Here is a 14,033-nt window from a genome sequence, read left to right on the forward strand (position 1 = left end):
CGGTTATCGCTATGCTTGCTCTTTAGCGAGTTTTTGAGCAACACGGTACTGCTTCAAGACTTCTAATAACGAGCTTTCGAGGTTTCCCTCCAAGCGTTTAACATCCATAATCTCAATGTCAGCCTCAACTAAAGTCCGAAGCACCTGAGGCATCGTCTCATCATCGGTGGCAACGACTTCCAGCCGTGGATCTGCGGTCATCTTGAACTTGGCCTTCTTGAGTATCTGACGAGCTGTTTTGTCGTCATTGGTTGCCAGCATAATGGTCTGCTTGCCCTGAGAAGCCAGCAATTGGTGCATGGTGGTTTGCTGGACAATGGCGCCTTGATCGATAATCAGTAAATCACTGGCGAGTTGTTGAAGTTCACTTAGAATGTGGGACGAAATTAGAAAAGTCGTTCCCCGTTGTGATTCTGAAATAATTAAATCACGCAAATCTTTAGTCGCTTCCGGATCCAACCCGTTCATCGGTTCATCCAAAATCACCAGGTCTGGAAAGTTCACCAGTGCCAGCGCAATCCCTAATTTTTGTTTCATTCCCAGTGAATAGCCCTTGGTCTTACGCTTGATGTAACTATCCATATTAAGCTGTGAAATAATTTCTTGAATGTGGATCAATTGGTGATCCCCATCAGCAAAAAGCTGCAAGTGATCCCAGCCGGTCAAAAATGGATAAATGCCCGGATATTCAATCAAAGCGCCAACTTTACTGAGTGCTGCGTGGCTTGCAGGTGTCACCGTTTGATTGGCAATTTTAATCTCACCAGACTGATAATTGATCAAGCCCAAAATGGCCTTCATAATGGTTGATTTACCCGCACCGTTTGGACCGACTAAGCCCACAATGTGGCCCTTCTCGACGGTAAACGAGACGTCATGCAAAACGTGCTTGTTACCGAAACTTTTATTCAGATTCTGCACGGATAAAATACTGCTCATGGTAACCTCCCAAAGATGGTATTAACTTCATATATTTAACCATATCGTCGAAATTGAAACAAGTAAGCGCCCACTTGATTTAATCACGTTGTCACCTGCTTTGTCTCAATACGATAACACGAAAATAAGCTACTTTCATGATAATCGTGAAAGTAGCTTATTTCAGTTGATTGAACTAAACATAACGAATATTTAAGCCTGATAGTGATGCTTGGCCACGTAAGTAAATCGTTTTAGTGATCACGGTGTCCTCACCGTAGTCCTGGACACCACTTAACATTGCGCCAATTTCGTTCACAATATGCCACTCACGCGGAATGTAGAGCTCGATGCCACTTAACCGGGCGTTAACGTTGATCACAGCGTCGTCAACTAAGTCAGCATGTTCAAAATAGACTTTGACGCCGGACATATCTGACACAATGTTAACTTGTTCGATATCATCTCCCTGAACATAGCGAATGCTGTTACTCATCCGACTTTCGATATCCACCTGCGTCGCATCACTGGACACCGTTTCAGTATCAACCATCCCGCCATGATGAAAGCCATTAGCGTGTGGTCCACCATGCCAGTGATGATGCCCTTTTCCAGCGTTCTTCATTTGTTTCAGCCACCAATTATGGCGTGGTCGAAAAAAGATGATCGACAAGCCAATCGTCAGCAAAATGGCAATCCCCAGAATCGTCCAGGGCGCCAGTTTGGCAATCCCCAGCGGACCGGCATACAAAATACTTAAAAATGCCACCGAGAACACAGTCCCACCAATGCTTAACATGATCAGGCTCTGAATCAGTGCACCCGCTAGTACCAACGTTGCAATCACAGTCCAAAAACCTAAGTGGTAAGAGATCAGTCCCATCTGACTCACGCCTAATAAAATGGCACCTAAGATGAAGAACGTGCCCCAAAACCAATTTCGACTCCTCATTGTTTGTCCTCCAATCGTTGTCTTAGCACCGGATAGTACTTTCGTGAAACGTAGACTTGTTTTTGGGTTTGTTGAAACTCGACTAAACTGCTCGAAATAGAGTGCGTGAGCGCAAAAATCTTATCAATGTTTAAAATCGCTGACTTTGAGATTCGCATAAACGTCCCTGGCAACTGATTTTCTAACTCATACAAGTGTTGATGCGTTTCAAAAATATCGTCCACCGTGTGCGCGTTTACCTGACGGCCCTCGGTCTCAAAAAACAAGATGTCGTCCAGCGCCAAGTAATACTCCGTCGCACCTTTATAGAATCGCAGCTGCAACTTTGCATCTTCCGCTGTCTGAAGTTGCTGATAGAGTTGTTGCACCGTTTCGTCAAGAGCTGGTGCCTTGATCACCACTTCTTTTTCAGTCAACGATTCATCGATTTCAATTCGAACTTTCACGGCTACTCCCGCCCCCTCCGTGTTACTAGTTAACGCTATTTTACCCTATGAGTAAATACCGCGTGCGTAAGTGGTGAGGTTTGGGGGGTAAGTGGCAAAATCAGAGTGAGATAAAAGTCGTTTAGCACCCAGAATAGAAGGCCTTCTATAGCCGGGTGCTGACTTTTATCGCGGATTTCGGCAATTTTAAATAAAAGAAACTATGGTAGCCGAATCAATCGCCCTAACCAAAATTGGTATACCCAACTCTAAAATAAGTAAATCGGTTTAAATAATACGTCACAATAGCCTTCAAAAATTTAATATTGCGTATTATTCAGCAAGTGGTATACTCATAATCGAAATCAACACAAATTGGTATACGTTTAATAATGCTATTTTAAATGAATAATGTACGATTTTTAAGCAATCGGTCTATATACAATTACGGTTTGTTAACGTTAATAATTAACTATTTTGACCCATTTAAGGTCACTTTAAGTTATTTCCCTTAGGCTGATTGCATACTAAAAATCGAATTGGAGGCCCCCTATGACAACTGCCCAACAACAAGCACTGTTTTATGACGTCGAACAGCAAGCGATTACGTTTCAAGGTCGTAAGTTATTTCAACAGCAACCCAATTGTCCCATCGCTGTCCTCGGTCAAGGCCAAGCAGACGTTTCAATGTACCGTGGCAACTTCGACATTCAAGATCATTTACTGACGAAGTGGCCATTAACGATTCAAGATCATCAGGCTAATACAGACCGCTTAGTCTTGACGCTGGGCACCCACGATACCGCCTACTTATGCCTGACGTTTCAAATTGATGCGCAAGCGCAACTGATTGTTACACCAGAAGTCCTGACCGGCAGTTGGAATCGCCTCTGGTTGCGCATCGTGGCTGAGCCAAGCGATAACGTTTACGGTGGTGGTGAGCAACTTTCCTACTTCAATTTACGTGGACACCATTTTCCGCTCTGGTCTTCAGAACCAGGCATCGGCCGCAACAAGCATACCTTAACCACCTTCCAAGCCGACCAAGACCATGCCGGTGGCGATTATTACACCACTAACTTCCCGGAAGCCACCTTCATTTCCAGCCAAAAGTACTACTGTCATGCGACTACATACGCCTACGCTGACTTCGACTTTAGTCAACCGGGCTACTACGACTTACAGTTCTGGGCAATACCAGAACGGCTACAATTCGGTACGGCAGATGATTACCCGTCACTAATCTCTAAACTGGCCGATCAACTTGGGCGAACTCAGGGCTTACCAGAATGGACTAATAACGGTGTCATCATCGGACTTCAAGGCGGTACTGAACGAGTTGAAGCCATTAAACAAAAGCTGCAACAACATCACGTTCAGCTAGCCGGTCTATGGTGTCAAGACTGGGAAGGCACCCAAACCACCAGTTTTGGCAAACGAAACTACTGGGAGTGGCGAGCGGATTCAAAGCTCTACCCGCAACTAAAAGCGCACATCCAAAACTGGCAACAAGAAAAGTTGCAGTTTTTAGCCTACATTAACCCCTATGTTGTTGAAGATTCCGATCTATTTAATGAGGGCGCTGCTCATGGCTACTTTGCTAAAACGCAGGCGGGTGACGTTTACCTCGTTGATTTTGGTGAATTTCTCTGTGGGGTTGTTGATTTCACTAACCCGGCCGCTTACGACTGGTTCAAACAAGTGATTCAGCATAACTTAATCGATATCGGCATCAAGGGTTGGATGGCCGACTTTGGTGAATATTTACCAACCGACGTTGTCCTGTACGACAACTCTGATCCAATGGTCCGCCACAATCAATGGCCAATGTTATGGGCAAAATGCAATTATGACGCCGTTCAGGAATCTGCCCATCCCGAAGAACTCGTTTACTTCATGCGTGCTGGCGCCACGGGAAGCCAAAAATATGGTCAGCTACTCTGGGCGGGTGATCAAAGCGTGAACTGGAGTAAAGATGACGGTATTGTTTCAACGATTCCAGCCGCCCTTTCTAGCGGCATGGTCGGCATCAGCCTTAGCCACAGTGATATCGGTGGCTACACCAGCATGTACGGTAACATCCGTTCCAAGGAATTGTTCATGCGCTGGGCCGAAATGGCTGCCTTCACACCCGTTATGCGGACACACGAAGGTAACCGACCTCAACAAAACTTCCAAGTCTACGACGACGATGACGCCATGGCTCATTTGGCAAGCTGCACCCAGATATTTACCAAATTGACACCGTACCGACAGGCGGTCGTCAACGAGGCCGTCACATCTGGTTTACCGGCACAACGCCCGCTCATGATGTACTACGACGAACCGGCCGCTGATAACTGTCAAACCGAGTATCTTTTTGGCCGCGACCTACTGGTAGCCCCCGTTGTACAACCACATCAAGCCAGTTGGACCGTCTACTTACCAGATGATCAGTGGGTCAACCTCTGGACGGGGGAGTCTTACACCGGCGGTACTTACGACGTGCCAGCACCGATTGGTCAGACACCGGTATTCTACCGTCAAAGTAGTGCCTTCACCGAATTATTTAAAGAAATAGGAGCCCTGAAATGAACTATCAAGTAATCAATCCTTACACCGGCGCACTAGAAAACGAGTATGCGCAAACCAGTGATGATGCGCTACAAAGTGCATTGCAAACTGGTGATACCTATTACCATGCCCACTACAATGAACCATTAGCCATTCGGGTAAAACAGTTACAAGCGATTGCTGATGCGTTCCGTCAAAACGTTGAACAGCTTGCCTTCACCGCTACCACTAACATGGGCAAGCTGCACCGCGAGGCTATCGGCGAATCAACCGCAGCGGCCAACATCGCCCAATACTACGTGGACCACGGTCCAGCTGCATTGCTACCTAAGTCCTACACCTACCAAGACGGTAAACAGGCCACGCTCCATTACGATGCCACTGGCATTGTCATGGCCATTGAGCCCTGGAACTTTCCTTATACCCAAGTAATGCGCGTTTTTGCGCCAAATTTTTTGCTTGGTAATCCGGTTATTTTAAAGCACGCCCCAATTGTGGCAGGGTGCGCCGAATTATTCGAAAAACTGGTCTGGTCGACTAATGTCGATCACGGTGCGTTTCAAAACCTCTTCTTGTCAAACGAGCAAACTGCTGATGCGATTGCTGACGACCGTGTCCAAGGCGTGGCCTTAACGGGTTCGCCAAAAGCCGGTCGCGCAGTTGCCGCTGAAGCAGCAGCGGTCCTAACGAAGTCCACCCTTGAGTTAGGCGGTAACGACGCCTTCATCGTTCTTAAAAGTGCTGATGTTGATCAAGCAGTGAAAGATGGTGCAGTATCTCGACTGCGTAATGCTGGTCAAGTCTGTACATCGGCAAAACGTTTCATCGTCCACGAAGCGGTGGCAGACGAGTTCATCGCCAAAATGACCGCAGTTTTTGAATCACAGGTCCTGGGTGATCCAATGGCTGACGCAACGACGCTAGCACCACTATCTTCCAAGGCAGCTCAAACAACCCTCCAACAGCAAGTCGACACTGCGATTGCCAACGGCGCCAAGGTACTGGTTCCCGGCGGTGCGGTCACTGATCAACCAGGTAACGGCTTTAAGCCCGTGCTCTTGACTAACTTGTTACCAGACAATCCGATGTATGACACTGAGTTATTTGGACCAGTTGGCCAAATTCAAGTCGTTCGGTCAACCGAAGAAGCCTTGAGTATCGCGAACCATTCTCAATACGGGCTAGCCGGGGCCGTCTACGCTGGCACTACGGCCGAGGCCCAGGAAGTCGCTGAAAAGCTTGAAACTGGTCAAATTTTTCTTAATCAACCGTCAAACGGTTATCCCGAACTCCCCTTCGGTGGCGTCAAAAATTCTGGCTACGGCCGTGAAATGAGCGACCTGGCGCTTTACGAATTTGCCAACCAAAAAATGATTGCTCAAGGTACTAAGGAGGCGCACTAAACTATGGATGCTACTGAAACACACGCTGCAACACAAAAAAACGATCAAGCACCACGAACTGTAACCCTGCGAAACAAAATTGCTTACGCTGTCGGTGATATGGGGAATAACTTCCTGTTTGATATGGGACAGCTTTACCTCTTAAACTACTTCACTGACCAGGTTGGCTTACCCAGCGCTGCTGCCGGGACCGTCTTCTTAGTGGCCAAAATCTGGGACGCCTTCGCTGATATGGGCGTTGGGACCTGGATCGATAACCGGACCAACATTAGTAAACGTGGTAAGTTCCGACCATTCTTGCTTTGGGCCGCAATTCCACTCGCCATGCTCTTAATCGCCAACTTTACTACGCCAAACTTCTCGGTTACGGGTAAGTTGATTTGGGCCTACGTTGCCTACATGCTGTTTGGGACTTGTTACAGTATCTCAAACGTGCCATTTGGCTCGATGATCCCAACGATGACGCGAAACAGTCAGGAACGTTCCGAACTGGCTTCTTGGCGTCAAGCGGGATCTAACATGGGACTGATGTTAGCCACTATTGGCTTTATGCCGATTGTTAATTCAATGACTAACGAAGGCACTGGTTACACCATTGCGGTGGTGGTTTTCGCCGTTCTTGGGGTTGCCGCACAGTGGTTCTCCTACGCCAACATTAAGGAAAATTACTCGTCACCTGCCAAAGCTAAGATCAATAAAAAGGACTTAAAGGCATCTTTTAAAGCCCTGTTGAAAAACAAACCATTATTGACACTCAGTATCGTGAACCTATTTACCTTCTCAGCCTTCAACCTGAAGCTGACCGTACAGGTTTATTACTGCAAGTACATTCTTCAAAACACAACCGCTGAATCCTTGTTGGGTGTATTCAGTATCGGGATGGTCTTCGTCTCAGTCATGCTGGCACCACTTTTAACGAAGCGATTTGATAAAAAATACGTGTACATGATGGGCTGCGCCATTTGGGCCATCGCTGACATTTTAGGCTTCTTCTTTGCAAACAATACTTTCTTATTCGTCTTCTTTACCGCGATTGCTTACCTCGGTGACGGTTTTACCAGTGCCCTAAACTGGGCGTTAGTTTCTGACTGTGTGGAGTACGGTGAATGGCAAACTGGCATCCGCTCAGAAGGGATGGTTTACTCCTTCTTCACCTATTTCCGTAAGCTATCACAAGCCATCGCTGGCTTCGTTCCCGGCATCATCTTAGCCTGGGTTGGCTACGTGCCAGGTAAAACCCAGACTGCCACAGCACTAATGGGTATCCGCGGGCTAATGTTCCTCTACTCCGCCGTACTATCCATCGCCACGATCATCTTGATGTATTACGCCTACTCACTCACCGAAAAGCGTTACGGCACCATCGTGTCAGACTTGCTAAAGCGACGCGGTTCCGAACGCATTGAACCAGCCGGTGGCAGATAAATCGAACAGTCAACAACGCAGATAACTAAATATCACTCATTAAGGAGAATGACTCATGAAATACTTTTTAGACAGTGCCAAATTAGATGAAATTAAACTCGCATACGAGCAATACGGCTTCGACGGCGTCACCACTAACCCTAAGCACATCATGGCCAGTGGCAAGCCCTTCATGACCGCTATTAAAGACATCGCGGCCTACGTAGCTGACAAACCCGACTTCCCCGTTTCAGTGGAAATCAACCCACACTTGGACAACGCCGATGACATGGTCAAAATGGCCACTGACATCAGCGCACTTTCAAGTAACTTCGTCATCAAAATCCCGACCAATAAAGAAGGCATCAAGGCGGCTCGGCGTCTAGAACACGCTGGCATCCGAACTAATATGACCTTGGTTTTCTCACCCGCGCAAGCCATCATGCCTGGTAAGTTACACGCCAAGTACGTTTCACCCTTCGTTGGCTGGAAGGAAGATTACGGTGACGATGGCATGAACTACGTCAAAGACGTGGTCGATATCTACCGCAACTACGACTTTGATACTGAGATCATCGTGGCGGCCATCCGTAATGCCAAGCAAATTCAACAAGCCGCCATTTACGGCGCCGATATTGTAACTTGCTCACTGGCCGTCTACGAAAACAGTTTTTACAACCCTTACACAGACTTAGGTCTCCAAATCTTCCAAGATGCTTGGGACCACACAGAAACGGGTGATTAAATGACAACTCTAGAACGCTTAAGATTAGAAAATCCAGACGTCAATATCCGAACCGTCAACGACCCCAGCTTCGCGCTTTATGGCCGCGTCGTTACCCTACCCTACCAAGATCAATTAATGGCAACTTTGACGGATCAAACAACCATCCCGACTGAAAATAACGTCTACGTCAGAGAGGACGGACAATTTCTCAATGACGAACAACGTAGCGCCATCAGCTGGGATTACTACGGTGAACAAACCATTGAGATTGGCTATTGTAACGGCAACAGCGACCGCATCAATGCATTTGAATTTCACAACTGTTCAGAGCTTAATCTAGCTGGTACCGACATGCTCCTGTTCTTGAGCCACCGCAGAGAACTAAATGGTAAAACAATGTCGACTGAACAAGCGCACGCCTATTTTGTGCCTAAGGGGACCGCAATTGAAGTTTATCCAACCACGTTGCACTTTGCGCCCATTCGTGTTCATACGACTGGCTTTAAATGTTTAGTCATTCTAACCGCTGGCACCAACACGCCATTAAGCCGTGAACGTGACGCCGACGACCTCTTATTCCAACACAACAAGTGGTTACTGACCCACCCTGAAAACCGACGCATGGTCAACAATGGTGCCTTTGTTGGCCTAACCGGCGAAAATACTCAGATCGAACCAATTCAACACGTGGAGGTAAACTAATTGACTCAAATTCTATACTTACCAGTTGTCCGTCGAAAGTTCGACGCTGATACGGCTGAACAAATCATGCAACAAACCAAAAAACAGCTTGCCGAATATAACTTGGTCGCACCTGATGCAGCCCTTGGCGACCCAACCGAACTCAGCAGTTACTTGAGTTCGGTCCGCAATCAACACTTTGCCGGGATTATTTTCCACAACACGACCTTTACCGATGCTGAGTTCATCAAACTCGTGCACGAATGGTACCCAACCACACCCATTTTGCTACTAGCACCGCATGAACCAAGCGTTGGCGGTTGGCTACGGCTTAACGCCCTCACCGGTATCATGAGTTCCGGCAATTATCTTGCCAGTCAACATCACCAGTTCGATCACATCTACGGGAATCCTGACGAGCCAGCCGTTCATGATGAAATCACCCGCTTCGTCAAAGCCGTCCAGGTGAAAGATGAACTGGCATCACTCAACATTGGTGTTGTCGGGACCTACCCACCTGGTTTCTTCTTTTCGGACGCCAACGCTGCACAGTTAAAAGCGCACTTTGGCACTAATTTGATTCACTACAACATCGATGACGCTTTCGACCGCGCATATGCGCTCAAACCTGCCGACTATTCGGACCAACTCGACTATGCGAAAGCCCACTTCACTGGCCTAGACGCGCAGGGTGATGAAACCATTCGCTTCGTTAAGTTTGCGACCTTAATGCGTCAGTATCAAAAAGCTGATAACCTCGGCGCCTTAGCTTCGCGTTGTTGGCCAGACTTTTTCGATAAATACCACAGCGCACCAGGTGCGGTTTGGTCACAACTCTGCGACCAGCAATTACCAACTGCAATGGAGTGCGACATTCACGGCGCACTTTCGATGTACATTTTGCAAGAAATGACCGCTAATCGTGATGCTATCTTCTTGGGTGACTTTTCTAGCATGGACCCGAGTGATAACACCATGACGACTTGGCACGATTACGGCGCCTACTCCCTAGCAAACCCCAAGTACGGTGTTGAAGCCAGCGTGCATCCTAACCGTAAAGTGCCAGTTAGTCCTAACATGGCACTCAAACCTGGTCAAGTGACCTTCCTGCGCGTGCACTATAACGAACTCGACGGTTATTCATTAGCCGTGACTACTGGTAACGTGTTAGATGCTGAGCCACAATTTAACGGCGCCTCAGGTCGGGTTCAAATGGACTCACCAGTTGAAGCACTCGTTGACCAATTCGTTGAAGCTGGCTACGAATCACACTTCGCCGTAGCCTATGGCGATTACGTCGCTGATTTAAAGGAATTGGGCCGACTCTTAGGCTTAACTGTTAACGTCTACTAAGCATCAAATTAAATCGCGTCCGATGTGAAGACTTCAGTCACCAAACTTGATGACGAAGAAGTCCTCATAACGGACGCTATTTTTGTGACGATTATACGGCCTTAGATTCAGCTAATTTAGCTAAGTCAAGTGCCATATCGGCGGTTCGAATCAACCGAATATTGTCAGGAAAACTCACGTTAACTGCTAAATAACCGTGCGTACTGTTCAGTAGCCCGTATACATTAACCGGTTTACCAGATTGTTCAAATATTGGAAAACGAAAAATGGGATTGTGGTCGTACAAATAAGTGAAACTGCCAATATAAGTAAATGAAATCAGGTAAAGCCGGCGAGTACCCTCTTCAATCAACCGAATTGATTTAAATTGAAATTCATCGTCGTTGATCAAGTTATGAAACGCGACTTCACCGCGGTCACAAAAGACTTCTTCATCGTAGAGCGCCCTTAACGTATGTAAGTTGGCAACGGCTGCTTCTGCTTGTTCCTTAGCAATCATCACGTCATCTGAACTAGCGGTGCCAGCATCCCAAAATGACTTGCGGGTTTGTTCTAATTGATTCTGAGTAGCCGTAATCATCGATGTAACACTGGTATATAGCTTCGTATCGTCAAGATTCATTCGTCTCACGTCCTGGCTTTCGTTTTAGATAATTGTCTAGTCCAATTTATCATGTGCGCTTATCCCTGCCAAGGTAGTTTTGATTGGGATTTCCAGAGAGAAAAACGGTGCCATTAACAGAAATGTATCAATGACGTTGAAATGTTTCAAAAGTTTTTTAACCTAATTAATCACCAGTTATGTCATTCAAGGCATCTCCAGAATTAATGCCATAAATACTGCTATCACGGCCTTCAAGCCTGTAACTAATCTTTATGAGAAGCCCATCATTTGGGCTCAAACATTTCCTCATTTTTCGAAAAATAGCAATTTTAATTCACTTTAAGGTCCATTTAAGCTCGGGCCAGTATATTAATCCTTGTACTTAACGTACAACTCCAAACAAGCAAAACAACGTTTCATATTCTATTCTCCCAAATAGATGACACAAAGAATTGTTTTCTCCCCTAAGAAGACAACCCCGGTCATCGCTCCCCCTAATAGCGATGATCACAATCCAAATGTTGTGGGCGACCTCCCAATCGTCTGCAACGCCCCTAAAATTCTTCTTCCTATTCTCCCAAATAGATGAAGAGACAGATTGCGCGCAGTCTCCCAGCTGCCACAACGTATATATTAAAAACCAGCAGTTCTCCCAAACTGCTGGTTTTTTGTTGGCTTATCAAGGTGAATCTATTAGTCCTGGTTTGGCTGAATATAGCGATATTCCTGCGTCAGTCCACCATAACCCCACGCCTCTGAGGCAACATCTTGTAGCACCACGTAACTTGTCTTTGCAAGGTCACCGTATAATTTAGCCATAAAATCAAAAACAGCTTTAACAAAGGTCGCCTTCTCATCACGGGTATTAGTCGCTTCCGTAATTTTAATCTCGGTGAAAAAACCGGTTTGATGCGTTTCGGTCAACGATTGACCACCAATAAACCAGTCATCAGGTGACGTGAACTTAACGTCAACCGCGGCGACATCAGCAGCCTTGCCAAGCTTAGTAACCGCTAAATCGGTCAACCCCTTGGCAATTTGCTGGGTACTAATATCCTTTTGTGCAGTGGCAACTCTAACTCTTAAATATGGCATTGTCAGTTCCTCTTTTCCTATTCAATACCCTGAGCATACCGACCTACATTGACATCGCCAATTACCAGTTTATGATAGGGGTATCACAAATAACGATAAGGAGGACTCAATCGATGCAGCTCAATGACTTAGAAATTTTCTGTCAGCTCTATCAACTGCGGTCAATCAACCAAGTGGCCCAAGCCCTTGGCTACGCGCAATCCAACGTTTCAGCCCGCTTACAACAACTAGAACGCAAATTTGACACCCAATTATTTAACCGCACTCACCAAGGCATTACACCAACAGAAAACGGCCAATTATTCTACGAGTATGCCACTGATGTCTTAACGAAAACTAGCCGTTTACAAGAACAGCTCCATCCGCACCACACTGATGGCACCACCGCTATTTCAGAATTACTATTCAACTATTTCACCACCGAAACGCACGCCATCGATCTTAATACGCACCAATACCAGATTATGAGTTCCAGTGACATTATGGCGTTAGATGAGCCTAAGGTCGATCGGGTGATCACCTACGCACAATTCAGCAACCCGTCGTTTAAGGAAATTGACCGCCAGCACTTCGCCGCTACTTTTCTAGCAAGTAGCCAGACTACTGATCAGTTACCTTACATCGTCAATAGCGATCACCACTGCCCCTTCCGCGCCCGAACGCTAAGATTTCTGCACGGTGATTTCAGCAACGTCCAAGAAATCAATTCGTGGGAAAGTATCATTAATTTAGTTGCTCACGGCCAAGGTATCGCACTGTTGCCAAGTTATTTAGCGAAACAGCGTCACTTAACAAGTGTGTGGCCAAAGCGGCACTATCAAGTCCCATATGCGACTTATCAACGTGACAAGCTGCCACGCTAACCGTTGCCCTGGCTACACCAAAATTTAATAATTTTCGGTATCCTAGCAAAATAGGCATCCACCGCCCCACGTCTTGTAAACCCACTTGTTCGCTCTGAGGATTGGGGCTATAGTATGGTCAATTCTAGGGAGGACTCATCATGAAAAAAACGATTGCACTTACACTCACCTTACTCGCAGGTGGCGGTTTATTTGGCCTTGCGGGTACTCAAACAACAGCTCACGCTAGCTCATACGTCCGTTACTATCAAAACATCAAAAACCAAACTGCTACGGTTTCGAACCGCAATGCGCCTGTTTACACCACTGGATCATTGAGGCATCGCGCTGGTACGATGAAAAACTATGGGACGCAAGTTGAACAATACTACGCCGCGCATGTTCGCAAGCAAAACGGTAAGGCTTCAATCTACTATAAGTTCCGGATCGGTAAAAAAACTGGTTGGGTGTGGCACGGTTACTTGAAACCCGTCTCGACTACCAGCAATACGGCAACGAATGGGACAACACCGACAACAGCCTCCACGAACAATTCGACCACAGTTGAAAACACAGATTGGCGTAAAACCTCTGCCAGTGGCACCTTCTCCGCCTCAGCAACCTTGATGCAGTTATTCCCGAAAACCATTTATAGTTCAACACTATTTCAACTCGCCAATGGCTACATCAATATTGACGACGGCTCAGACAGAACTAATTATTTTGATTGGCACCAGACTGAGCTTAATCAAGCATTCGGTAACGGCAGCACTGTAACGCCGACCTTAATTGACGTTCACATTCCAGATCAAGAGCCATTCACCAAAGCCGCAATTGACGCTGGCCTAACTAAAGCTGGGTATGATGCCACCGCCCGTGCTAAGTTTGCGGGGTGGTACATCGGTGGCTTTATTGAACCAAATGCGTATGCTGATGAAGGCGCCAGCGGTGGTGATATCGAAGTCGTTTTGGTACCAGCAACGGTTCAGTAATTTTTCAACATAATCAAGGTAACTAAGTTTGTGGTCAGGTCACAAACTACCAAATATAAACAAATACCACTACATCAGCCGTAG

13 protein-coding genes are annotated in these 14,033 nt (G+C 46.6%); 8 read left to right on the plus strand and 5 right to left on the minus strand.

All coding sequences use genetic code 11. From position 1 onward, the window contains the following. Nucleotides 1-9 precede the first annotated feature (9 nt). The 3 genes from FD04_RS03915 to FD04_RS03925 all read right to left on the minus strand — a co-directional run bounded on the left by FD04_RS03915 (nucleotide 10) and on the right by FD04_RS03925 (nucleotide 2,316). Entirely contained in the window at nucleotides 10-939 is a 930-nt protein-coding gene (locus FD04_RS03915) for an ABC transporter ATP-binding protein (RefSeq protein WP_056947166.1), read from the minus strand. Nucleotides 940-1,114: 175 nt separating this feature from the next. After that, complete coding sequence (locus FD04_RS03920) at nucleotides 1,115-1,870, minus strand: LiaF transmembrane domain-containing protein (protein WP_056947169.1); 756 nt, start codon at nucleotides 1,868-1,870, stop codon at nucleotides 1,115-1,117. Continuing rightward, the gene (locus FD04_RS03925; RefSeq protein WP_054699188.1) at nucleotides 1,867-2,316 is read right to left on the minus strand and encodes a LytTR family DNA-binding domain-containing protein; all 450 of its coding nucleotides are present in this window, start codon (nucleotides 2,314-2,316) and stop codon (nucleotides 1,867-1,869) included. The genes FD04_RS03920 and FD04_RS03925 overlap by 4 nt, the downstream gene beginning before the upstream one ends. Before the next feature lie 531 nt (nucleotides 2,317-2,847). On the opposite strand from FD04_RS03925, the gene FD04_RS03930 reads away from it, so the two are divergent. The 6 genes from FD04_RS03930 to FD04_RS03955 are packed head-to-tail and all read left to right on the plus strand — an operon-like array spanning nucleotide 2,848 to nucleotide 10,416. Beyond that, a complete protein-coding gene (locus FD04_RS03930; protein ID WP_054699186.1) occupies nucleotides 2,848-4,869 on the plus strand; it encodes an alpha-glucosidase in 2,022 nt (673 codons plus the stop codon). Further along, nucleotides 4,866-6,251, plus strand: a complete 1,386-nt coding sequence (locus tag FD04_RS03935; RefSeq protein WP_056947172.1) for an aldehyde dehydrogenase family protein — start codon at nucleotides 4,866-4,868, stop codon at nucleotides 6,249-6,251. Before FD04_RS03930 ends, FD04_RS03935 begins: the two co-directional genes overlap by 4 nt. Nucleotides 6,252-6,254: 3 nt before the next feature. Further along, nucleotides 6,255-7,676 (plus strand): glycoside-pentoside-hexuronide (GPH):cation symporter, encoded by a 1,422-nt coding sequence (locus FD04_RS03940; RefSeq protein WP_056947174.1) that lies wholly within the window; start codon nucleotides 6,255-6,257, stop codon nucleotides 7,674-7,676. Nucleotides 7,677-7,731: 55 nt separating this feature from the next. Continuing rightward, nucleotides 7,732-8,400, plus strand: coding sequence for a transaldolase family protein (locus FD04_RS03945; RefSeq protein ID WP_054699185.1), 669 nt, complete (start codon nucleotides 7,732-7,734; stop codon nucleotides 8,398-8,400). Then, nucleotides 8,401-9,084 carry a DUF4867 family protein gene (locus tag FD04_RS03950; protein WP_054699183.1) on the plus strand — a complete coding sequence of 228 codons (684 nt, stop codon included), beginning with the start codon at nucleotides 8,401-8,403 and terminating at the stop codon, nucleotides 9,082-9,084. It abuts the gene before it with no gap. Continuing rightward, nucleotides 9,085-10,416 carry a hypothetical protein gene (locus FD04_RS03955; protein WP_056947177.1) on the plus strand — a complete coding sequence of 444 codons (1,332 nt, stop codon included), beginning with the start codon at nucleotides 9,085-9,087 and terminating at the stop codon, nucleotides 10,414-10,416. A gap of 91 nt (nucleotides 10,417-10,507) precedes the next feature. On the opposite strand, the gene FD04_RS03960 is transcribed toward FD04_RS03955, so the two are convergent. Further along, nucleotides 10,508-11,038 carry a hypothetical protein gene (locus FD04_RS03960; protein ID WP_056947179.1) on the minus strand — a complete coding sequence of 177 codons (531 nt, stop codon included), beginning with the start codon at nucleotides 11,036-11,038 and terminating at the stop codon, nucleotides 10,508-10,510. Nucleotides 11,039-11,713: 675 nt separating this feature from the next. Further along, entirely contained in the window at nucleotides 11,714-12,115 is a 402-nt protein-coding gene (locus tag FD04_RS03965) for a tautomerase family protein (protein WP_056947182.1), read from the minus strand. Nucleotides 12,116-12,228: 113 nt separating this feature from the next. Here FD04_RS03965 and FD04_RS03970 point away from each other — a divergent pair, with 113 nt between their 5' ends. Then, complete coding sequence (locus FD04_RS03970) at nucleotides 12,229-12,978, plus strand: LysR family transcriptional regulator (protein ID WP_054699176.1); 750 nt, start codon at nucleotides 12,229-12,231, stop codon at nucleotides 12,976-12,978. A gap of 140 nt (nucleotides 12,979-13,118) precedes the next feature. Further along, the gene (locus FD04_RS03975; RefSeq protein WP_056947186.1) at nucleotides 13,119-13,949 is read left to right on the plus strand and encodes a hypothetical protein; all 831 of its coding nucleotides are present in this window, start codon (nucleotides 13,119-13,121) and stop codon (nucleotides 13,947-13,949) included. Nucleotides 13,950-14,033: the final 84 nt, after the last annotated feature.

The sequence above is a fragment of the Secundilactobacillus odoratitofui DSM 19909 = JCM 15043 genome, assembly GCF_001434895.1.
In the GTDB taxonomy this organism is placed as follows: domain Bacteria; phylum Bacillota; class Bacilli; order Lactobacillales; family Lactobacillaceae; genus Secundilactobacillus; species Secundilactobacillus odoratitofui.

Excerpts from the sequence above, each read along its gene's own strand:
- FD04_RS03950 (WP_054699183.1), top strand. The coding sequence starts at position 8,401 with ATGACAACTCTAGAACGCTTAAGATTAGAAAATCCAGACGTCAATATC.
- FD04_RS03975 (WP_056947186.1), top strand. The coding sequence starts at position 13,119 with ATGAAAAAAACGATTGCACTTACACTCACCTTACTCGCAGGTGGCGGT.
- FD04_RS03920 (WP_056947169.1), bottom strand. The coding sequence starts at position 1,870 with ATGAGGAGTCGAAATTGGTTTTGGGGCACGTTCTTCATCTTAGGTGCC.
- FD04_RS03935 (WP_056947172.1), top strand. The coding sequence starts at position 4,866 with ATGAACTATCAAGTAATCAATCCTTACACCGGCGCACTAGAAAACGAG.
- FD04_RS03960 (WP_056947179.1), bottom strand. The coding sequence starts at position 11,038 with ATGAATCTTGACGATACGAAGCTATATACCAGTGTTACATCGATGATT.
- FD04_RS03930 (WP_054699186.1), top strand. The coding sequence starts at position 2,848 with ATGACAACTGCCCAACAACAAGCACTGTTTTATGACGTCGAACAGCAA.
- FD04_RS03970 (WP_054699176.1), top strand. The coding sequence starts at position 12,229 with ATGCAGCTCAATGACTTAGAAATTTTCTGTCAGCTCTATCAACTGCGG.
- FD04_RS03915 (WP_056947166.1), bottom strand. The coding sequence starts at position 939 with ATGAGCAGTATTTTATCCGTGCAGAATCTGAATAAAAGTTTCGGTAAC.
- FD04_RS03940 (WP_056947174.1), top strand. The coding sequence starts at position 6,255 with ATGGATGCTACTGAAACACACGCTGCAACACAAAAAAACGATCAAGCA.
- FD04_RS03965 (WP_056947182.1), bottom strand. The coding sequence starts at position 12,115 with ATGCCATATTTAAGAGTTAGAGTTGCCACTGCACAAAAGGATATTAGT.
- FD04_RS03945 (WP_054699185.1), top strand. The coding sequence starts at position 7,732 with ATGAAATACTTTTTAGACAGTGCCAAATTAGATGAAATTAAACTCGCA.